Origin of the sequence: Peribacillus muralis, assembly GCF_001439925.1 — a bacterium.
GTDB lineage: Bacteria > Bacillota > Bacilli > Bacillales > DSM-1321 > Peribacillus > Peribacillus muralis.
On the sequence record NZ_LMBV01000005.1, the window covers coordinates 177,757 to 198,812 of the forward strand.

Below are 21,056 nucleotides of genomic sequence, written 5' to 3' on the forward strand. Positions count from 1 at the left end.
TTCCAATTTCGTAGATAAAACAGAAAGATTGATTGATAAATCTCTAATTTCGTAGATAAAACAGAAAGTTTGATTGATAAATCTCCAATTTCGGAGATAAAGCAGTAAGATTGATTGAGTAAAGTGCAAATTCGCGAGTAAAACGCCCAAATCGCGAATCTTTTTCATAGAAATAGAGATTTTTTTCGATGGTAATAAATAGTAAGCTTTCTTTCATTAATTCCTTATTCTAAGTAAAGCGTCACCTTTTTTTCAATATATTGTACAGTTTATCACAAGGTTTAGTTTACTTTTCTTAAAAAAAATGGTTAAATGACGATTGCTAAATAAATTCAATCATAGTAAAATGTGCTTCGGAACGGGTGAGTTGTATGTAGTGTTTAAGAATGCTATTTACAATGATGGTTTGTTTTATGAAAATACGGATTAGGATAGATGAAAACCCTACTCAAGGGGTATTGATTGATTTTTTGTTAAAAATCATATAGATTCTATTTATCAACAAGAGCAGAAAGAAGGTCCTAGTTAGATGAAAGTGAAAGCACCTGAGTCATTCACATACAGAGGTGGAAAAAGAGCAGTCCTGTTACTTCATGGGTTTACCGGTAGTACAGGAGATATGAAGAAATTAGGGAAATACTTGCATGATCGCGACTATACTTGCCACGGACCCCTTTATAGAGGACACGGTGTGTCAGCTGAGGCACTCGTACAGACAGGTCCAAAGGAATGGTGGGAAGATGTAGTTAACGGCTATCAATTCCTTAAAGATGAGGGCTATGAAGAAATTGCCGTTGCAGGAATTTCTTTAGGAGGCGTTTTCTCATTAAAAGTAGGAATTGAACTTCCAGTAACAGGGGTCGTTTCAATGTGTGCTCCGACTCAAGGGAAAAGTAGCGATCGACAAAAAAATCGCTTGCTCAATTATGCACAGGCCTATAAGAAGTTCGAGGGCAAAGATGCAGAACAAATTGCTGCGGAAGTCAAGCTATTGGAAGAAGACCCTATGCACTCACTTAAAGATGTGGTGAATATAATAAATGAAACCGGTGAAAACTTGGATTTGATTACATCACCAACTCTAGTTTTACAAGGCCGTTTGGACGATCCCGACTATACGGACAGTGCTTTAGCGATTTTCAATGAAGTAGATACCCAGCATAAACACTTGATCTGGTATGAAAACTCTGGTCATATAATCACATTAGGTAAAGAACGTGAGCAGGTTTATGAAGATGTGTTCAGGTTCTTAAATACATTGAATTGGTCTGAGTAATAAAAGCGTGAAGTTTTTCAAGAAAGCTGTTTCTGCGTCATGACTGCAGAATATTATCTTATCCCCCTTTATGTTGAACGTGTAAAAAGCCGCATTCTTATGTAGGTGTACACGATTCTAGAGGGGGATTTTTTTTTGTACAAATGTTACTTGTACAAAAAAACCTTTAACTTCTCTTCATCATCAATCGTCGCTAATAAAATATCTTTAACTTCCGCATTATAGGTTTGTTTGATTCTGTTTTTAAGCCATACGTCGTCTTTACCGTCTCGTGTTAATTCTTTAAGGTCAATCTTTCCTTCTTTAATAATCGTTTTCGGAAAAGTGAAGGCGTTCGTTGCTAGATGCATATCTGTTGGCGTCAAGGCTTCATATTGAGGAGTTAAAAACACTGAAATCGTACCATTTGGTTCCCATAGTGCGAGCGATACTTTTTGAATATCTTCAATCTTTTCTTTTCTTAATTCTGATAATAAAAAATCAATGGAGATTCGAGCCTTGACTAAGCTTTTGTAAACGATTTGCCCATTTTCGATAAGGGGAAAAGGGGGTGGTTCAAAGAAACTTCGGACTTTGTCCCACTTAAGGCTCGTAAACACACTAAATATATATAAAATAACTAAAACACCGGTCGTTATCAAGGAGCCCTCCAAACCTAACTGTTCATCAGACAAAGGATGGGCAAGAATGTTGCCGATAATTAATGCGATTATAAAATCAAGTAACCTTAACTGAGAAATGGCTCGTTGCCCCATCAATTTAACCGAAAAAAGTAAAAAAACGAAGGTTATGATGGCTCTCAAAGTCCACTGAATTGTAGTAAGAGTTTCCTGGCTATTAAAAAAATCCACCAAAATTCACGTCCTTAAAGGTGATGTCTGGTTAGTATGATGATTTTAAGCAAGGATTATCACAAATAGGCAGATTCTTTTTTGATTTATTGATGTTTTAAGCCTATCGTCGCTTCTGTATACCTGTCATTTGCCTCGCTTGTTCGATCTTTATTTTCCGTATTTTTATATCTAAATATTTATATTAATATAACAATTGTAAAATGTATTGCAATTGAAAATCACCTGTTTTAAAATGTATCTTTCCTAATAAATTATTTAAAAAATATCCTTGTATAATATCAGTGATAATGGTCTGATAGTTTCTACCTGGCAGCCGTAAATAATGCCGGACTACAAGGAAGTATGAAAATAGAAGAGATACACAGGTATATGTTGATACACCTATCAAAAGTTGGTTCAGCACACCGTGTTTTAATGCAGCTCTTACCTTTTCACACTTTCTTCCTGCGGCTGAAAGTGTAAAAAGGTAAGGGTTTTTTTATATAAAAAAATGAATGGGAAATGATAATTTAAAAGGGGATGAAATCATGTTTTTCTTATTGAATGCATTAGGTGTTTTAGTTGTAATGGGCATCGTTTACCTTTGTTCACCTAATAAAAGGAACGTTAAGTGGAAAGCCGTTTTTATCTTACTGGTTGTTGAATTCTTTATCACCTGGTTCATGTTATCGACTAAAATAGGGGGATGGGTCATTAATCAGATCGCTTCTTTCTTTACCTGGTTGATTTCATGTGCGAATGAAGGGATTTCCTTTGTCTTTCCTTCGTTAATGGCAAATGAACAAGTAGATTTCTTTTTCAGCGCTTTGATGCCGATTATTTTCATTATTACGTTTTTTGATATTTTAACCTATTTCGGAATTCTTACCTGGATCATGGATAAGGTGGGTTGGCTCATTTCGAAGATTTCCGGTTTGCCAAAACTTGAGAGTTTCTTTTCCATCCAGATGATGTTCCTCGGGAATACGGAAGCACTGGCCGTTATCCGGACTCAGCTCGGAGCAATTAAAAATCAGCGATTATTGACATTTGGAATCATGAGCATGAGCAGCATCAGTGGCTCGATCATTGGTGCCTACTTATCCATGGTCCCGGCAACCTATGTTTTTGTAGCGATTCCCTTGAACTGCTTAAATGCCTTGCTGATTGCCAACATGTTAAATCCCGTAGATGTCAGTAAAGAAGAAGATGTCGTATATGTTCCAGCTAAAGAGGAACGTAAAGATTTCTTTTCCACCATTTCCAACAGTATGCTGGTCGGCGCCAAAATGGTCTTCGTCATCATGGCAATGGTTATCGGTTATGTGGCGTTAACCGCCAGCTTGAACGGAATTTTCGGTTTCTTTATTGATGGCTTGACCATTCAAAAAATCTTTTCTTTTGTTTTTAGTCCATTTGCATTCCTGCTTGGGCTATCGGGAAATGATGCCATGTATGTCGCTCAATTGATGGGAATCAAGCTGGCCACGAATGAGTTCGTCGCCTTGCTCGATTTGAAAGATAAAATCAGTACACTGTCTCCGCATACAGTTGCCGTTGCGGTCACATATTTGACGTCATTTGCCAACTTCAGTACTGTCGGCATGATTTATGGAACATTCAATTCCGTCCTCAACGACGAGAAGTCGACCATCATCGGAAAGAACGTTTGGAAACTGTTGCTTAGCGGGATGGCCGTGTCGTTATTAAGTGCCATGGTTGTGGGATTATTCGTTTGGTGAAGCAAAAAAAGGAGGGCGCCCATTTCATAGAGGGCACACTCCTTTTTTTCGTTCATTTCCTTAAATAGTTTTCTGTATAATAGGGCTTCTGTTCTTTATCGAAAGCGACTCCGACACCTAGTGATCGAAAATCCTTCTGTAATTTGTTTTCCCTATGCCCGATGGAATTCATCAAGCCTTCATGGGCGAAGATGCTGCTATTCTGCCCGGCAGCCAGGTTTTCGCCAGCCATTCGAAACGTAATCTTGTCATCCTCCATCCGGTCGAAGGGGGATTCACCTTCAAGATTAGTATGGTTGAAATATTGATTCACGGCCATATCCTTACTGTGGTCCTGGGCAGTGACTTTGACTCGCTTATCCCATGACAGCACGGAGAGATCATGGTTGACCCGGGCGGCATTGGTCAAATCGAATAATTGGTATTCAAAGCCTTGCTTAAGCTCGGGGCTGGCTGCGGCAAAATAACCGCCTTTTTGTTTTTCGAGGTTAGCGTCGATAATTTGGATCGACGTGACGGTGTTTTTTTCATGTTCGTCATAAAAAATGGTCACATAGCTATTATCCCTTTCAAACATTTCGTATTCGCCATCACTTTTGATCTGGTAATAGACGTTGCCTTTAAGCAATTTTGTAACGGGCTCGCCCAATTTTTCAGCCACGTGCTTTTTAGGGGTGCCGCGTTCAATTCCTTGCTTCGAGGATATTAAGTCCTGGTTCGTATATAAACCGACGACTTTATTGTTTATATCATAGGCAACCATGAAGAAGTTTTGGTAATTTTCGTGATAGGCGTACCAATCGACGCCATATTCGTTCCGCGTATGCCGCTTCGCCTCACCAGCGAGTTTTTCAACATCTTCTTTTTTGTCGCCCATTTCAATATTACGGACGGAGAAAGAAGCTGCAGCTGGAGCTTCCAGTGCTGGTTTTTTCGCTTTTTCCTTTTCCTGGCGCTCGTCATCGGTAGCGCTATCCAAGGTTTCGGTTAGCGACCCGAGCAGGCTGTTGACGCCTGTATTCAGTTTTTCCAGGGCAGTTGAAACCTCGGGCTCGTTTATGAGGGAACGAAAATCGGATGCAAACGAGCTAACTCCCGCCTTGACCCCAGATTCCTGAATTTCTTTGCCATATCCATGCCAAAAGGTACCGAGCAGGAGGATGAGGACCACGATATTAAATAATTTTTGCAAAAAAGTTTCCTCCTGCTCTATTTAAAATGGTTGATCGTCCCGTTTAGTGTAAAATCATTTGTTAACATACTTAAAATGGGTGGAGCACATAACAGCAGTAGTGAGCAGATGATGAGAGCGTTTGAGGCGGTATTAGGGAGTTTTTCCTTCCCTTTGCCAACGTACCAACCGTTGAACTGGAGTTTATTACGATACGAGACGAATAATAAAATGAGGATGGCGACGGAACCTAGCCAGCCATACTGCTCCGTGTTGACTTCCATGCTATTGTATATGCCATATACCATCATCGAAAGAAACGATCCGGCAATCCCGAAAATCAATATGATGCGCGTCAATTCCAATAAGACTCTCATATGTCACCCCTTGGTTTCCCAAATTATACTCATTCTTTTACGTAATGAAAAATGTAAAGAATCAGCACGGTCCTGTTTGATCAGATATAAGCGTTTTAGGTTTGTGTTATTACATATTATACCAAGAAATAGGTGGTAATTAAACATGGGAATATGTTTTGGGGTGTGGTAATGAATTAGTACAATGACCGTTCCATTGCCCTGCAGGCGCTCGCTTTCCATTTCATTCCACTCTGTGTGAGCGCGAAGATGGTATCTTGATTAACCTCAAATTTGGAGGATCTGTACTTTGACCGTTCCATTGCCCTGCAGGCATTCGCTTCCCGAAAGAGTGGCCCGCCCTCGGCGCCTTATGTGCCTGCGGGTTCCCATATGGACGCTCTAATCATTTTGACCTGCAGTCTTGTTTGTATGCCGCTAACACTAAAGCTGCATAGTCATTCATTCAAAATGCTTTCCTCGAGAACGGTTGATTTGTCTCCGTACACTCTCGTTATGTGATTTTCCCCCCATGTACATAGCGCTGAAAGGATACTGTCCAGGCTTTGTCCATATTCGCTTAGTTCGTATTCTACTTTTGGTGGCACTTGGTTGTAGACGATCCGATTGATGACTCCGTCTTTTTCCAACTCACGCAGTTGTTGGGTTAGCATTTTTTGGGTGATGTTCGGCATAAGGCGCTTCAATTCACTGGTCCGCTTTTTTCCGTGGGTTAGATGGCAGAGGATTACACATTTCCATTTCCCGCCCATTACCTCCAGGGTCGCTTCAACTGAGATATTGTACTTCTTCTTTTGCATGTTTTGTATATTCTCCTTTTCTTATAGGAACTAAAAGGTGCCTATATTACTTTAAAGTGCGTACTATTATTTATTTATATTATATCTCATAATAACATTTGCACATCGAATGCCACTGTATGATTCATACAAAAGTTGCTTTAGGCAATTTCAATGATAGTAGAAAAAGACGAGAAGGAGAAGAGAAGAAGATGATGATAAATAAAAATAGAAGTACGTGGGCCTTGCTGGCTTTGGCAATCAGTGCCTTTGCGATTGGCACGACAGAGTTCATCAGCGTGGGATTATTGCCGCTCATTTCTCAGGATTTACACATTACAGTCACGACAGCGGGAATGACGGTATCGTTATATGCATTAGGGGTGATGTTCGGGGCACCGATCCTGACATCGCTGACATCTAATATGTCGCGGAAGACCTTGTTGCTTTGGATCATGGTCGTGTTCATTGCCGGGAATGCACTGGCCGCTTCTGCGAATACGATCAGTGTATTATTGATTGCACGTGTCATTTCGGCGCTTGCGCACGGTGTTTTCATGTCGATAGGTGCGACGATTGCAGCTGATTTGGTTCCTGAAAATCGCAGGGCGAGCGCCATCGCCATCATGTTTACAGGGTTGACCGTGGCTACGGTGACAGGCGTTCCATTTGGGACCTTTATCGGACAGCAATTTGGCTGGAGGTTGGCTTTCATCATCATCGTGGCGATCGGCATCATCGCTTTCATCGCCAACAGCTTCCTTGTCCCATCCGATTTAAGGAAAGCTGCACGCACGACATTTCGAGATCAAATCAAATTAGTAACAAATGGCCGGTTGCTGCTGGTCTTCATCATGACAGCATTGGGATACGGTGGTACTTTCGTCGTTTTCACCTATCTATCGCCCCTTCTTCAAGAAGTTACAGGCTTTAAAGCAGGAACTGTTGCCTTAATTTTGCTAGTATATGGTATAGCGATAGCAATAGGAAATACTGTTGGCGGGAGGTTGGCCAATCGCAATCCCATCCATGCCCTTTTCTATATGTTCTTCATACAGGCTATCGTTCTTGTCATTTTGACTTTCACGGCACCATTTAAACTAGCTGGTTTAATCACGATCATGTTAATGGGATTGTTTGCGTTCATGAATGTTCCAGGACTTCAAGTCTATGTTGTCATATTAGCGGAGCGTTACGTGCCGAGTGCAGTGGACGTGGCATCTGCCATCAACATCGCGGCCTTCAATGCAGGTATTGCCATTGGCGCCTATCTAGGCGGCGTGATCACCGACTCGATTGGACTCATCCATACAGGATGGATAGGTGGAGTGATGGTGTTCGCCGCTGTGATCTTAACAGGGTGGAGCCGGACTCTTGAGAATAAAAGTGAAAATAAGAAGAGCGAAGAAGTAGCATCGTAAAAAAGTGATGCAGGAATGCCTGATTGTTTTTTAGTATCATTGCATCCCTTCAGCGAATGAGGAAGATTCCTTGAAGGGATGCAATGATACTGATAACATTGCAATCTATAAAAAATAATGATGGGAAAATTGGAGGTAGATGATAATGGTGAAACAGTTACAAGATACAACAACGTTGCATAACGGGGTAAAAATGCCTTGGTTCGGTTTGGGCGTATTTAAAGTGGAGGAAGGTCCCGAGGTGGTGAATTCGGTTAAAGCCGCGATCAAGCATGGTTATCGCAGTATTGATACGGCTGCCATTTATCAAAATGAAGAAGGAGTTGGCCAAGGGATCCGTGAAGGTCTAAAAGAAGCTGGAATCACACGGGAAGAGTTATTCGTTACATCCAAGGTATGGAATGCGGATTTAGGCTATGAAACGGCCATTGCCGCATACGAAGAAAGCTTAAAGAAGCTTGGCTTGGATTACCTGGATTTATATCTTATCCATTGGCCGGTGGAAGGGAAATACAAGGAAGCATGGAGAGCGCTGGAAACCCTTTATAAAGAAGGAAAAGTAAAGGCGATCGGTGTGAGCAACTTCCAAATTCACCATCTTGAAGACGTTATTAAAGATGCGAGCGTGAAGCCGATGGTCAATCAAGTCGAATATCATCCGCGTTTAGCTCAAAAAGAAGTACAAGCATTTTGTAAGGAACAAGGCATTCAACTAGAAGCTTGGTCGCCTTTGATGCAAGGTCAATTGCTCGATAATGAAACATTACAAGTTATTGCGAATAAGCATGGCAAATCCGTTGCACAAGTCATTTTACGCTGGGATTTACAAAATGGAATTGTAACGATTCCAAAATCCACGAAGGAGCATCGCATTGTGGAGAACTCATCGGTATTCGATTTCGAATTGACGGCAGAAGAAATGACCCAAATTGATGGATTGAATCAAGATCACCGTATTGGTCCAGATCCTGATAATTTCGACTTTTGATTTGAATGAAGGAGAGAGACGAAAGCTTTCGTCTTTCTCTTTTTTTGTGTTCGTTGTTCGAATGGCGTCTTCCTAGCCTTTTTACTTAGGCCGACCAACTGTTGCGAATCAGAATCTGATTAGTTGACACAGTTTTATTCAAATGATATTAATGCTTTACACGCATTAAAAGAAAGGGAGATAAAAAATATGAAAGATTTATTTTCGCCTTATCGCATAAAAGAACTTGAACTTAAAAATAGGATCGTCATGCCGCCAATGTGCCAATACTCCGTCGATGCTGGAGATGGGATACCAACTAACTGGCATCAGCACCATTATGTAAGCCGGGCAATAGGCGGCACAGGTTTGATTATAGTGGAAATGACAGATGTAGACCCAGACGGCCGGATTACGAATGGCGATCTTGGGTTATGGGCTGACGAACAAATTGATGCATTCTCCAAAATCGTTAACGAAGTACATCAACACGGAGCGAAAATCGGGATTCAAATTGCCCATGCAGGACGTAAAGCACAAGATGCCGAAACTCCGGTAGCGCCATCGGCCATAGCGTTTGATGAAACGTTTAAAACACCAAGGGCCTTAGAGACGGAAGAAGTTAAGGAAATGGTCGATAAATTCCGTGCTTCAGTCAGAAGGGCTGTTCAAGCCGGATTTGACGTAATTGAATTACATGGTGCTCACGGGTATTTAATCCATCAATTCATATCACCGCTTACGAATAAACGTGAAGACGAATATGGTAGGGATCGGACTAAATTTGGAGTTGAAGTAATTAAAGCTGTGAAAAGCGAAATGCCGGCTGACATGCCTTTAATCATGCGTATATCTGCAAAAGAATATGTGGAAGGCGGTTATGATCTGGAAGAAAGCATCGCCTTTTCAAAGGTGTTTCAAGAAGCGGGAGTCGATATGTTCCATGTCAGCTCTGGTGGAGAAGGCCCTATTGGATCAGCCGGAAGACCGGGCACGCATGCTGGTTATCAAACGCCATTAGCTAGGGAAATAAAAAAAGCATTGGATATTCCAGTGATTGCTGTAGGTCGGTTAGATGATCCGAATCTTGCAAATTCAATCATTGGAAATGAAGAGGTGGATTTGGTTGCGGTCGGCAGGGGTATGCTGCGAAACCCTTATTGGGCACTGGAAGCGTCCAAGGCTTTGAATAAAAAGGTGGAAATCCCTACACAATACGAACGTGCATTCACGCATTGATCTGGATTCAGCCAGCGACTCATAGTTTCGCTGGCTTTTTTCATTGTATATCTGCCTTACGACTATAGTAAGGATAAAAGCACGTTTGGGAAAGCCATTACAGAGGTGATTTTGTGGATTAAAAAAATCATGGTGTACTGTGTTTAGCCGCTCTGAAGCTGGCAGGGTGAATGGCTTCCTTAAAAGTAAAGCTCATAAAGTGATGTTCAACAGGGAATTTTGTTATAATGAGTGAGAAAAATTAAAGGATAACTCGAGGTGCTAATTATGGAGGAAATTAAAATCGTTACAACCGAAGAAGTCGAAGCTAAGCTTGAGGCTGGTGAAGCATTGGAACTTGTCGATGTACGTGAGGACGAAGAAGTGCAGGAAGGAATGATCGAAGGCGCAAAGCATATTCGGATGAACGATATTCCGGCGAACTTGGATCACTTCGATAAAGAAAAGGAATATATTTTTATTTGCCGGTCAGGACGCCGCAGTGAAAATGTCTGCCATTATCTTCAGGAACAAGGCTATAAAGTGGCAAACATGGTTGGTGGAATGCTCGAATGGGACGGCGAAGTCATCGTTAAGTGAATGTATTTTAAACAAATCAGGGCCTTCGAAGCAAATTCGAAGGCTCTTTTTATGTGCCCGGATAGCAAAGTTTGTATGTTAAAATGAAGGGTGATAAATCAGAAAATTAAGACAAAGGATGGGTGGAGGAATGATTATTCATAAAATAGCGGTCATTGCAGGTGATGGGATAGGTCCCGAAGTGATTGCTGAGGGTGTGAAGGTCCTTAATGAAGTGGCTGAAATTGCGGGTGACTTTTCTTTTGAATTTACCTATTTTCCTTGGGGGTGTGAATATTATCTTGAGCACGGTACGATGATGTCCGATGACGGCTTGGAACAATTGAAGAATTTTGACGCTGTGTATCTTGGGGCGGTCGGATATCTTGGAGTGCCGGATCATATTTCATTACGTGAGCTGCTGCTGAAAATCAGAAAGCAATTCGATCAGTATGTGAACGTTCGCCCTGTCAGATTGCTACAAGGTGCACCTTGTCCCTTAAAAGATGTAACTCGTGACCAAATCGATATGGTCATCATCCGTGAAAACAGCGAAGGGGAGTACTCCGGTGCCGGTGATTGGCTTTTCAAAGGCAAGCCAGAGGAAGTCGTACTGCAGACTGGAGTCTTTTCACGCAAAGGAACGGAGCGAATCATTCGCTATGCCTATGAGCTGGCGCGTGAGAAGGGTAGGAGCCTAACGAGTATTAGTAAGGGCAATGCGTTGAATTATTCCATGGTTTTTTGGGATCAAGTATTTGAAGAGATTGGAAGCGAGTATCCTGATGTGAAAACGAGGTCCTGTTTAGTGGATGCGGCGAGTATGTATTTTGTCAAACAGCCAGAGCGATTTCAAATCGTCGTCACCTCCAATTTGTTTGGTGACATCATCACGGATCTCGGGGCTGCCATAGCAGGCGGAATGGGTCTTGCGGCAGGTGCCAATTTAAACCCGGAACGGATTCATCCCTCGATGTTCGAACCGATTCACGGCTCCGCTCCGGACATTGCCCACCAAGGCATCGCCAACCCACTTGCCGCCATCTGGTCCGCCAGTCAAATGCTAGATTTCTTTGGACATGGGAAATGGGGTGCGAAAGTGCTGGACGTGATCGAACAGGTGATGGTCGATAAGAAGGCGCTGACCCCGGATATGGGCGGAACAGCCTCAACGGCAGACGTTGGAGCTGAAGTGGTTGCGCTGTTAGCGGCTTTACAAACAAAACACGTATAATTTGCGTCGGAAATGGGCATCCTGCACAATATCTATCATTATAGTAAAAAGGGCGGGGAAAGCCGATGATTCAAGTGAAATTATTCGATTATGAGCATGAAAAGGACCTGGAGGATGAAATGAACGTCTTCCTGGAAGATATTCGCGATAATCAAATCGTCGATATTAAATACAATGTCGCCACGACAGGTGAAGAGGAAGAGGAACAAATCTACTGCTTTAGCGCGATGATCATTTATAAGAAAAAATAACGGGTCGTACATATACCGACATGGTTGACTACCTTTTGCTGGATGAGCGGCAATCCAAGGTAGTCTTTTTCCGTGCCGATTAAGCTTATGTCATGAAGATGTCGCTTCACCGCCGTTGACATGAAGTGTTTGTCCTGTCACAAAACGGGAATCATCGGAAGCCAGATAGACAAAGGTTGGCGCCAGTTCAAATGGCTGACCTTGACGCTCCATCGGATTCTGTACTTGTGTCACTTCGTCTGCTGAGAAACTTGCCGGGATAAGCGGTGTCCAAAACCTGCCTGGAGCAATGGCATTCACCCGGATGCCCTGAGCTACGAGGCTGTTTGCCAGGGCTCGTGTAAAGCCGATATTGGCTCCTTTAGTTGCCGTGTAATCAATCAATTGCTTGTTTCCATTGAACGTCACGACAGAAGATGTATTAATGATGGAGGCACCTGCCTGTAAATGTGGCAGGGCTGCCCGGGTCGTGTAGAAGTGGGAATAGATATTGACTTTAAAGGTGTCATCGAATTGCTCATCCGTAATATCGAGCAAGCTTAATTGCTGAAATTGAATCCCCACATGGTTACAGAGAATATCGAGCTTTCCAAATGCATCAATGGTGCGTTCCACGATATCGATACATTGCTGCTTATCTCTTAAGTCTCCAGGAAGCAACAGGCAACGCTGTCCTAGCTCCTCGATCCTCGCTTTTGTTCGTTCTGCATCCTCATGTTCATCCAAGTAAGCGATGGATACATCTGCACCTTCTTTAGCAAAAGCAATCGCGGCTGCAGCGCCAATCCCACTGTCCCCACCCGTTATCAATGCGACCTTACCAGTTAATTTCCCGCTGCCTTTATAATCGGGATTTTCGATGATGGGTCGGGGAACCATGAACTTTTCAACACCAGGCTGGCGAAATTGGCGTTGCTCCGGAACGGTGATCGGGACGTCTTGATAACGTGTGATTCTTCCATAATTCGCCTGCAGGGGATAGCCATCTCCGGATGATTTCTTTTTCTTATCTTCTGTCATGACGAGTCCTCCTAAGAAAAAATGTAGTCGAATTACTGTATGTCGACTAGGCAAACGCCGTGCATGATGACTAAAACTAGGTACCATAGCCGTGCAGTTCGAATAGGATGAATGGTAGAAAAAACTTGGAGGCCTCAATATGCCCTATTATTATAGCAAAGAAGTGAAGTTGCTTTTGGTCGAGCAATCGGATGAAAAAGTGGAGGTATTATACGATTCCAACCCCTATGCCTTTGTATTGCCGCTCATAGGTTCAAGACCACCTTATTATTATAACCCGCGTTACGAGCCTTATTATCCGCTGATATGAAATGGGGGCTGCCTTTGAGGCAGCCTCACGAAGCAATTTCCTTCTAAGAATTTTACAAACAAGCGGATTATAGGTAAAGTTAAACGAAATACATAGTGTGGGACGGTGTATGTAAAGGAGAGATTCATTTTGAATAACAATATGAAACAACTGATGGAAAATATGCACCAAACAGGTGGAGGCCATATCTTATACTATTTTAATGAACTGGAAACGTATATAGAAAACGAGGCAACATTCATCATTGCCGGTGTTGAGCAAGGAGACCATATCCTGGTCGTCGAAAATGATCGCCTCTTTCCTTTCGTGCTGAAGAAATTACAGCTTCATTTAAATGAAGAGCAAATGATGAAAGTGAATCGAATAAATAATTTTGATTTTTATTGTTTTAATGGAGATTTCCATCCGTCGACGATGGTTCATTATTTCTTGGAAAATATCGAGTACTATTCAAAGACCAATCAACTCGTGCGAACCTGGGGCCATGTAGAATGGGGCCAAGCAGATAAAGCAAGCGTTGCGATAGGTGAGTATGAAAAAGGAATCGATGAATTGATAACGGAACGAGGGTTGATTTCTGTATGTGCTTACGATGAATGCAGAGTGCCTGATGTGCTTAAGGCAGACTTACTAAAGCATCATGGAATTCTCATAACCGACGAAAAAATGACGAGCTTGACTAACAGATAGGACAAAGGGGCGAAGAGTGTGGAGAGTTTTACTGAACGGGTTATTAAGATCATTCAACATATCCCTTCCGGTAAAGTGATGACATATGGTCAAATTGGACAGCTCGCTGGAAGTCCCCGCGGTGCACGACAGGTCGTAAGGATCCTTCATTCAAGCAGCAAGAAACATGATCTTCCTTGGCATAGGGTAATCAATGCCAAGGGTGAAATCGGCATAAAAGCAGAGGGTGCCGCCGATCATCAAAAGATCATGCTCGAAAGTGAAGGCATCACATTCACGACCCGGAATACCGTCGACCTTGAAGCATATCGCCATCATCCTGAAATCTTTTGATGGATGGCCGGAAAAAGCGGTGGAAGGTCGAATTACTCGCGTCAGAGGTTGAATTAAAGTGAGTAAGGTCGAATTACTCGCGCCAGAGGTCGAATTAATATCGCTAAGGTCGTATTACTCGCGACAAGGGCCGAATTATTTCCCAGGGAGTGGATGAAGGCCTCAACATACGAAATCATACAAAAAAGAGGCTGATCAGCCTCTTTTTTCGTTTTATGAACGAGCGTATTTGGCTGCATTCATTCCGGCTAGTCTTCCGGTAACTAATGCAGATGTGATGTTGTAGCCGCCTGTGTATCCGTGTATGTCGAGGATTTCACCGCAGAAGTACAGCCCGTCCATTAGTTTGGAGGACATTTCTTTCGGATGGATTTCCTTGACGGATACGCCACCGCCCGTGACGAAGGCTTTTTCAAGCGGCTGGGTGCCGTGCACGCCAAATTGGAAGTCCTTGCATAGCTCGGCAAAGCGGCGGATTTTCTCATTCGATATCGTCGCTCCTTGCTCTTGAAGGTCGATGCCGCTGCGCTCAAGCAGGAAGTGCAGGTAACGTTCCGGGACTAAACCTTTTAACGTATTTTTGATCGCTTTTTTCGGTTCTGCCTTGATTTCCTTCATGATGTCTTGGAAAACGTCTTCCTTGTTTCGGTCTGGTAGGGCATCGAGTTTCATGGCCACTTCCGAAAGGTTCCACTTTTTCATCGCTTTGACGACGAATTGGCTGCATCTTAGTACAGCTGGGCCGGAAACGCCAAAATGGGTGAAGAGCATATCCATTTGGTGTGTAATCAGGGCCTTGCCTTTCGGGTTGAGCACGCTCAGCGAAACATCGCGAAGGGCGAGGCCTTGAAGTGTCCGTTCTTTAATGAAGGATTCATTGCTAAGTATGGGAACTTCAGTCGGGAACAGTTCGGTAATCGTATGACCCGCCTTTTTAGCCCAAGCATACCCATCACCGGTTGATCCGGTTTGGGGGACTGATTTACCGCCGACGGCAATCACGACTGCATCTGTGTCAACAATTTGTCCATCTTTCAGCCGGACACCGCTTGTTTTTCCATGTTCATAGAGAACCTCGGCAACTGGGGAGTTCTTATAAATCGTTACCTTCAAATCAGATAGGCGCGTCAGCAGGGCATCGACGACACTTTGCGCTTTATCGTTGACCGGGAACATCCGGCCATGATCCTCTTCTTTTAGGGCCACTCCCAATTTCTCGAAGAATTGAATGATGTCTTCATTGTTGAATTCTGAGAAAGCACTATATAAAAATCGCCCGTTTCCAGGGATGTGCTGAATGATTTCATCGATCGAGAGCCTGTTCGTCACATTGCAGCGTCCGCCGCCCGAAATGGCAAGTTTCCTGCCAAGCTTCTCGCCTTTATCCACTAACAATACACGGGTGCCTTTTTCCCCGGCTGCAATTGCTGCCATCAATCCGGAAGGGCCGCCGCCAATTACCACTACATCATATTTCAAATTGATCACCACTTTATCATTTTCAGTCCCTTCATTATATAGCAAGAGCCCTTAGAATTGCGAATGTAGAAAAAAAGGAATTATTTGTTTGAGTATTATCTTCGAAAACGATAAACTTGAATGTAGTTTTCTATAGAAAAAAAACTGTAATATGATAAGATAAAGAGCGTGTAAAACGTAACTGACAGAGGCAGGAAGGGATTAGATGTCATCTAAATTTTTAAAAGGGGCTTTTATATTAACGCTGGGAGCGATCATTTCCAAGGTCCTTGGTTTATTTTATGTCATCCCATTTGAACATATGGTTGGCAATAAAGGGGCTACCCTCTACCAATATGGGTACGTTCCATATACCATCTTCATCAGTTTTGCGACGGCAGGCATGCCGCTTGCTGTATCTAAATTCATTTCGAAGTATAATGCACTCGAGGAATACGCCGTCGGGGAGAAGTTATTTAAATCGAGCCTGAAATTAATGGCTGTCACCGGTTTTCTCGCCTTCATGATTCTCTATACGATGGCACCAATGTTTACTGAAATTTTTGGCGTAAAGAAGGAAGATGTCACAGATGTCACGGAGATCATACGGGCAGTCAGCTTCGCCTTGATTTTTGTCCCGTTCATGAGCATCATCCGCGGCTTCTTTCAAGGTCATGAAGCGATGGAACCAACGGCCATCTCTCAGGTTGTCGAACAAATTGTCCGCATCGTGTTCCTTTTAGCCGGTGTGTATGTTGTTTTGAATGTCCTTGATGGAGAGTTAGTGAGAGCCATCCAAATAGCCACCTTCGCGGCGACGGTCGGGGCTATCGGCGGTTTAGTGGTGCTGTTTTGGTATTGGAAAAAACAAAAGCCCTATCTGAACAGCTTGATGGAGAAAGACCGGGGGACGATGGAAATATCCCTGAAGGAGATTTATAAAGAAATATTTCTATCATCGATTCCGTTCATATTCGTCGGTATCGCAATGCCGATGTTTCAGTTTGCGGATTTATTGTCTTTCAATAAGGCGATGTCGGCAATCGGTTTGCAGCATGTCGCAGAAGATGCCCTTGGGGTTTTGAATGTGTATGCCCAGAAGCTTGTCTTGATTCCGATGACGCTTGCGACCGGGTTTTCAATGGCGCTGCTTCCATCGGTGACGAAGGCATATGTTAGCGAGGATTCGGAAGAGTTAAACCGCCAGCTGAACCAAGCTTTTCAAATTTTGCTGTTCATTACGATCCCTGCGGTCGTTGGCATGTCGGTGCTGGCCGATCCAATCTATAGTGCCTTTTACAGCCATGATCCACTTGGAATCAGTGTCTTGAAGGCATATGCGCCCGTTTCCATCTTGTTTGCGCTTTTTTCCGTTTCGGCGGCCGTGCTGCAAGGAATCAATCAACAAAAGTATACCGTGCTCAGCCTGCTTGTTGGGTTTTTAATTAAATTGAGCTTGAATATCCCGATGATCAAGTTGTTGGAAACGGAGGGCTCCGTTTATGCCACGGCCTTGGGCTACTTGGCTGCAGTGCTGCTAAATTTATATGTCATCACTTACTTTACTGGTTATCGTTACAGCCTTACGATCAGAAGATCGGTGTTGATATCTGTTTTTTCAATGATAATGGGACTGGCAGTATGGGGCATGAACAGTGTATTATCGATATGGCTTACAACGGAGGGCCGGTTCCAGGCGATTTTGATCGTGGCCGTTTGTGCCATTTTTGGAGCGCTCATTTATGCGGGTCTTTCCTTGAAAAGCAAACTTGCCCATCGCTTGTTCGGAACCCGAATCGATCGGTTAAAGGCTAAATTGGGATTATAGATAAACGTTTGATGTGTAAAAATAAGGGTATTGATTATCATATATTGGCCTTGCCTGTCATGAAAATGGGCAAGGCTTTTTATTGAATAGGCTTTAGGAGGAAATGATGAGAATAGATAAGATTTTATCCAATATTGGTTATGGCAGCAGGAAAGAAGTGAAGAAACTCCTGAAAACAGGTGTCGTTAAGGTCAATGACCGGGTGTTGAAGGACCCAAAAGAGCAAGTGGACCCACATGCGGAAATCGTCACGGTCCATGGTGACCGGGTAGAATATAGGGAATTCATCTATTTGATGATGAATAAACCGCCTGGCGTCTTATCAGCGACGGAAGACAACCACCAAGAAACGGTCATCGATATTTTGGAGCCTGAGGACTCGGTATTCGAACCATTTCCTGTAGGCCGTTTGGATAAAGATACAGAAGGGTTATTGCTGATCACGAATGACGGTAAGCTCGCCCATCAATTGCTTTCCCCGAAGAAGCATGTCCCGAAAACGTATTTTGCGGTCATCGAAGGCGAAGTAACGGAACGGGATATTGAAGCATTCCGCAACGGCGTGACCTTGGATGATGGATACGAAACAAAGCCGGGTGAATTGAACATTCTAAAATCAGGTTTGACCTCGGATATCGAACTGACGATCATGGAAGGGAAGTTCCACCAGGTGAAGCGGATGTTTGAGGCAGTCGGCAAGCGTGTCGTCTACTTAAAGCGCCTGTCCATGGGAAGCCTGCAGCTTGATGAGGAGCTTGAGCTTGGTGAATACCGGGAATTAACCGCCGAAGAGCTTGAACAGTTAAAAGCCGGACAGCCTGAATGAAGAAAAAATAACAAAAAAACGGGGCGGACCATATAAGGTCCGCCCTAAAATACTATACATATCGATTTTTGTTCGGGTGGTCGTTCTCTTTACGATGACATCTTCACCTTTTTACTTGTTGTCGTCCAAAGGCCTCGGCTTGGGCTTTGAACAAGGTCATTGTATGCTAAGACATTTAAATCGCGCTGCACAGTTCGAGGAGTGATGCCAAATTCTTCTACAAGCTCTTGAGTAGAAACCGTACCGTTATTGCTAATGAACATATAAACGGATTTAATACGGGTTAACATGCGATTTGTTGAAGGTTTCAAAAAATCACTCCTTATTCTTTTCATTGTGTTGTAAAACAAATGAAAACAACCGATATGTCGGACAGCCTCACAGCTGTCACTATGTACTTGCTATACCCACCCTATAACTCCTCGGAAACATTCAGAGAAAAAAACAAGATGTCAGTAGCTTCATTTTACTCCTTTACAAAAGCAAATTCTAGAACAAAATGATAATTGACTAAATATTACATTTATTATATCAAATTTTAACAAAATTATTCTCTTTACATATATAAAAATTAATAAAGATATGATTCCAATATACCGACGGCTTGTATGTATCATACACTGCACGAACGGCGACTATGGGGCATTAACTAAAAGTGACATTGTATCGCACGAATTAAGTATGGTGCATCATTGCAGGATTTGCTTGATGGCTTGCAGGAACGATGTCATAATGAGGTGTTGAGCAGTATAGCTTTTCCATACTTGATGTAAAAGGAATTTAAATATATACAAATTCGAGGTAGAGCGATATGAATGAAAGATTATTGGAGTTTTTATTACGCCACGAAGTCACCAGGCTTTCTGGCGTGAAAAAACAAGTGTATGAATTCATCGTGAACGAAGAAGATTATCTTGCTTCCAAGGCAGACACGGTCGATCAATTTATGAGGCTGCTTGTAAAGCACTCGCCGCCACGGCTAGCTGCCCGTCATTTCAATCTGCCGTATCGGGAAATCCTTCGTTTCATGAATGAAATAGAAGAAGAACTGAATGAAAGAATGGAGGAACGATGTAAAAAAGTGAAGTGGATGGACTACTCGGAAAAGGATCAGCAAGCATTTGAGGAGTATCATAGGAAGTTATATCTGTTCGTTAACTAAATGCATCGTTTATGAAAATGTCCTGGTTAATAGGGCATTTTTTTGTTTTAATGGACCATAAGAGCAAGAATGAGGACGAAATGAGCTGGATTCGTTGATAAAATGAGGACAAAATAAGTAGCAGGACAGTTTAAAGAAAACTGAACCTGAAAGGATGCGGTATGTAATGGCTGTTAATCTTGCTTTTGAAGAAATGTGGGAGAAGATCATTGCCTGCGACCGTAAATATGACGGATTATTTTACACGGCAGTAAAGACAACAAAAATATACTGCCGCCCTTCTTGTCGATCCAGAAAGCCAAAAAAAATAAACGTGACATTCTATTACAGCATCAATGAGGTTGAAAAGGCTGGCTATCGTGCATGCAAAAGATGTCAACCTGAAGTTGAGCATTCACCCAATATAGGATTGATCAGGGATGTTATCACTTTCTTGGCAAATCAGTATAAACAAAAGGTGGAGTTAAAGGATATCGCCAATCATATCGGTGTAAGTTCCTACTACTTGGAACGACTATTTAAAAAGGAAACGCTAGAAACTCCCCGCTCTTATCTGGAAAAAATAAGAGTAGATAAAGCAGCTTATCTTCTAACAAGCACGCAGCTAACGAATCTTGAAATTTGTTATGAAGTTGGATTCCAAAGCCCCTCAAACTTTTACAAAGTGTTTCGACGTTTGAAAAATTGTTCCCCCAGTGAATATCGAAATAAGCTGATGAAGGAGCTACAGCAATAGTGTAAACTAACGTTGAAGAAAATAAGAAAATAAACAAGCATATGCTGCATTTGTTTAAGGAGGTCTTTATATGAGTGGATTATTCAAAATGGATTATGAATCACCGATTGGAGTTATTGAGATATCTTCAACATCCGAAGCCATCTGTTCCATATTGTTCGTTGAAAGGAATAAGGCGGTAAATAGTAAGCAAGATCAAACGCCCAAGGTTTTAGTGGATTGTTTTAATCAGCTTGATCAATATTTCAAAGGTGAACGAAGTGAATTCACGTTTCCTTATGTAGTTGAAGGCACGCTCTTTCAAAAACAAGTTTGGAATGCTTTAACAGGAATAGAGTACGCCAAAACGGGCTCTTATAAAGAAATCGCTGTTTCAATCGGTAATGAAAAAGCGATAAGGGCAGTAGGAAGCGCTAATGGGAGAAATCAATTAAGTATCGTGATTCCTTGTCATCGAATAATTGGTTCAAATGGGAAATTAACTGGCTATGCGGGTGGCTTATGGAGAAAGGAATGGCTCCTTTCGCACGAAAGGAAATTTAATTAGGATACTTAGCTCGACTTACTGGGCTCTCCGGGACTAAAACAAGCTCCTCCTGGGACATGTCTGGCTATATAAATTCGGCAGGTGTCTATCTATTAAAACAAATTTGTGGAAAATAAGGCTCGAGGCTACTGAAAAAGTGTTCTCTTTGAATAATTAACAGCAATCTTTGCAACCTATATTAAATAAAAGAAGTTGTTATCTATATATTGAACTGAACCCCGAATAGTGTACACTTTAAAAAAAGTGGACCTATTCGGGGTTTTTTCTGTTTTTTCTAAAGAGAAACCCCGTTATACTA

General features: G+C 42.4%; 23 protein-coding genes and 1 riboswitch. Of the genes, 16 read left to right on the forward strand and 7 right to left on the reverse strand.

Annotated features, from left to right (window positions below):
* Nucleotides 1-529 precede the first annotated feature (529 nt).
* A complete protein-coding gene (locus ASU00_RS09325) occupies nt 530-1,276 on the forward strand; it encodes an alpha/beta hydrolase (protein WP_057913185.1) in 747 nt (248 codons plus the stop codon).
* 146 nt (nt 1,277-1,422) lie between these two features.
* Here ASU00_RS09325 and ASU00_RS09330 read toward each other — a convergent pair whose 3' ends face one another.
* On the reverse strand, nt 1,423-2,127 hold the full coding sequence (locus ASU00_RS09330; RefSeq protein ID WP_057913292.1) for a DUF421 domain-containing protein: 705 nt from the start codon (nt 2,125-2,127) through the stop codon (nt 1,423-1,425).
* 251 nt (nt 2,128-2,378) lie between these two features.
* A riboswitch (purine riboswitch) is annotated at nt 2,379-2,483 on the forward strand.
* Between the two features lie 174 nt (nt 2,484-2,657).
* On the opposite strand from ASU00_RS09330, the gene ASU00_RS09335 reads away from it, so the two are divergent.
* Entirely contained in the window at nt 2,658-3,851 is a 1,194-nt protein-coding gene (locus tag ASU00_RS09335; protein ID WP_057913186.1) for a nucleoside transporter C-terminal domain-containing protein, read from the forward strand.
* A gap of 52 nt (nt 3,852-3,903) precedes the next feature.
* Here ASU00_RS09335 and ASU00_RS09340 read toward each other — a convergent pair whose 3' ends face one another.
* The 3 genes from ASU00_RS09340 to ASU00_RS09350 all read right to left on the reverse strand — a co-directional run bounded on the left by ASU00_RS09340 (nt 3,904) and on the right by ASU00_RS09350 (nt 6,199).
* Nucleotides 3,904-5,043 carry a CAP domain-containing protein gene (locus tag ASU00_RS09340; protein WP_057913187.1) on the reverse strand — a complete coding sequence of 380 codons (1,140 nt, stop codon included), beginning with the start codon at nt 5,041-5,043 and terminating at the stop codon, nt 3,904-3,906.
* Nucleotides 5,044-5,060: 17 nt separating this feature from the next.
* Nucleotides 5,061-5,399, reverse strand: a complete 339-nt coding sequence (locus tag ASU00_RS09345) for a hypothetical protein (protein ID WP_057913188.1) — start codon at nt 5,397-5,399, stop codon at nt 5,061-5,063.
* Between the two features lie 437 nt (nt 5,400-5,836).
* Nucleotides 5,837-6,199, reverse strand: a complete 363-nt coding sequence (locus ASU00_RS09350) for a winged helix-turn-helix transcriptional regulator (protein WP_057913189.1) — start codon at nt 6,197-6,199, stop codon at nt 5,837-5,839.
* Between the two features lie 191 nt (nt 6,200-6,390).
* On the opposite strand from ASU00_RS09350, the gene ASU00_RS09355 reads away from it, so the two are divergent.
* The 6 genes from ASU00_RS09355 to ASU00_RS09380 all read left to right on the forward strand — a co-directional run bounded on the left by ASU00_RS09355 (nt 6,391) and on the right by ASU00_RS09380 (nt 11,848).
* Nucleotides 6,391-7,599 (forward strand): MFS transporter, encoded by a 1,209-nt coding sequence (locus tag ASU00_RS09355; protein ID WP_057913190.1) that lies wholly within the window; start codon nt 6,391-6,393, stop codon nt 7,597-7,599.
* A gap of 145 nt (nt 7,600-7,744) precedes the next feature.
* Nucleotides 7,745-8,587: an aldo/keto reductase gene (locus ASU00_RS09360; RefSeq protein ID WP_057913191.1), complete on the forward strand. Its 843-nt coding sequence runs from the start codon at nt 7,745-7,747 to the stop codon at nt 8,585-8,587.
* Nucleotides 8,588-8,776: 189 nt separating this feature from the next.
* On the forward strand, nt 8,777-9,805 hold the full coding sequence (locus ASU00_RS09365; protein WP_057913192.1) for an NADH:flavin oxidoreductase/NADH oxidase: 1,029 nt from the start codon (nt 8,777-8,779) through the stop codon (nt 9,803-9,805).
* A gap of 267 nt (nt 9,806-10,072) precedes the next feature.
* The gene (locus ASU00_RS09370; protein ID WP_057913193.1) at nt 10,073-10,384 is read left to right on the forward strand and encodes a rhodanese-like domain-containing protein; all 312 of its coding nucleotides are present in this window, start codon (nt 10,073-10,075) and stop codon (nt 10,382-10,384) included.
* A 130-nt stretch (nt 10,385-10,514) separates the two neighbouring features.
* Nucleotides 10,515-11,597: a tartrate dehydrogenase gene (locus ASU00_RS09375; protein ID WP_057913194.1), complete on the forward strand. Its 1,083-nt coding sequence runs from the start codon at nt 10,515-10,517 to the stop codon at nt 11,595-11,597.
* Between the two features lie 65 nt (nt 11,598-11,662).
* Nucleotides 11,663-11,848 (forward strand): sporulation protein Cse60, encoded by a 186-nt coding sequence (locus tag ASU00_RS09380; RefSeq protein WP_057913195.1) that lies wholly within the window; start codon nt 11,663-11,665, stop codon nt 11,846-11,848.
* 90 nt (nt 11,849-11,938) lie between these two features.
* Here ASU00_RS09380 and ASU00_RS09385 read toward each other — a convergent pair whose 3' ends face one another.
* On the reverse strand, nt 11,939-12,868 hold the full coding sequence (locus ASU00_RS09385; RefSeq protein WP_057913196.1) for an SDR family oxidoreductase: 930 nt from the start codon (nt 12,866-12,868) through the stop codon (nt 11,939-11,941).
* Between the two features lie 139 nt (nt 12,869-13,007).
* Here ASU00_RS09385 and ASU00_RS25755 point away from each other — a divergent pair, with 139 nt between their 5' ends.
* The 3 genes from ASU00_RS25755 to ASU00_RS09395 all read left to right on the forward strand — a co-directional run bounded on the left by ASU00_RS25755 (nt 13,008) and on the right by ASU00_RS09395 (nt 14,201).
* Nucleotides 13,008-13,178 (forward strand): hypothetical protein, encoded by a 171-nt coding sequence (locus ASU00_RS25755; protein ID WP_169792908.1) that lies wholly within the window; start codon nt 13,008-13,010, stop codon nt 13,176-13,178.
* Between the two features lie 129 nt (nt 13,179-13,307).
* Nucleotides 13,308-13,868: an MEDS domain-containing protein gene (locus ASU00_RS09390; RefSeq protein ID WP_057913197.1), complete on the forward strand. Its 561-nt coding sequence runs from the start codon at nt 13,308-13,310 to the stop codon at nt 13,866-13,868.
* A gap of 18 nt (nt 13,869-13,886) precedes the next feature.
* Nucleotides 13,887-14,201, forward strand: coding sequence for an MGMT family protein (locus ASU00_RS09395; protein ID WP_082630224.1), 315 nt, complete (start codon nt 13,887-13,889; stop codon nt 14,199-14,201).
* 213 nt (nt 14,202-14,414) lie between these two features.
* On the opposite strand, the gene ASU00_RS09400 is transcribed toward ASU00_RS09395, so the two are convergent.
* A complete protein-coding gene (locus ASU00_RS09400; RefSeq protein WP_057913294.1) occupies nt 14,415-15,680 on the reverse strand; it encodes a BaiN/RdsA family NAD(P)/FAD-dependent oxidoreductase in 1,266 nt (421 codons plus the stop codon).
* 205 nt (nt 15,681-15,885) lie between these two features.
* On the opposite strand from ASU00_RS09400, the gene ASU00_RS09405 reads away from it, so the two are divergent.
* Both ASU00_RS09405 and ASU00_RS09410 read left to right on the forward strand, forming a co-directional pair.
* Nucleotides 15,886-17,487 (forward strand): putative polysaccharide biosynthesis protein, encoded by a 1,602-nt coding sequence (locus ASU00_RS09405; RefSeq protein WP_057913198.1) that lies wholly within the window; start codon nt 15,886-15,888, stop codon nt 17,485-17,487.
* A 106-nt stretch (nt 17,488-17,593) separates the two neighbouring features.
* Nucleotides 17,594-18,313, forward strand: coding sequence for a pseudouridine synthase (locus ASU00_RS09410; RefSeq protein WP_057913199.1), 720 nt, complete (start codon nt 17,594-17,596; stop codon nt 18,311-18,313).
* 89 nt (nt 18,314-18,402) lie between these two features.
* On the opposite strand, the gene ASU00_RS09415 is transcribed toward ASU00_RS09410, so the two are convergent.
* Nucleotides 18,403-18,624 carry a DeoR family transcriptional regulator gene (locus ASU00_RS09415; RefSeq protein ID WP_034309346.1) on the reverse strand — a complete coding sequence of 74 codons (222 nt, stop codon included), beginning with the start codon at nt 18,622-18,624 and terminating at the stop codon, nt 18,403-18,405.
* 500 nt (nt 18,625-19,124) lie between these two features.
* Here ASU00_RS09415 and ASU00_RS09420 point away from each other — a divergent pair, with 500 nt between their 5' ends.
* The 3 genes from ASU00_RS09420 to ASU00_RS09430 all read left to right on the forward strand — a co-directional run bounded on the left by ASU00_RS09420 (nt 19,125) and on the right by ASU00_RS09430 (nt 20,758).
* Entirely contained in the window at nt 19,125-19,475 is a 351-nt protein-coding gene (locus tag ASU00_RS09420; protein ID WP_057913200.1) for a hypothetical protein, read from the forward strand.
* 166 nt (nt 19,476-19,641) lie between these two features.
* A complete protein-coding gene (locus ASU00_RS09425) occupies nt 19,642-20,211 on the forward strand; it encodes a bifunctional transcriptional activator/DNA repair enzyme AdaA (protein ID WP_057913201.1) in 570 nt (189 codons plus the stop codon).
* Nucleotides 20,212-20,281: 70 nt separating this feature from the next.
* The gene (locus ASU00_RS09430) at nt 20,282-20,758 is read left to right on the forward strand and encodes a methylated-DNA--[protein]-cysteine S-methyltransferase (RefSeq protein WP_057913202.1); all 477 of its coding nucleotides are present in this window, start codon (nt 20,282-20,284) and stop codon (nt 20,756-20,758) included.
* Nucleotides 20,759-21,056: the final 298 nt, after the last annotated feature.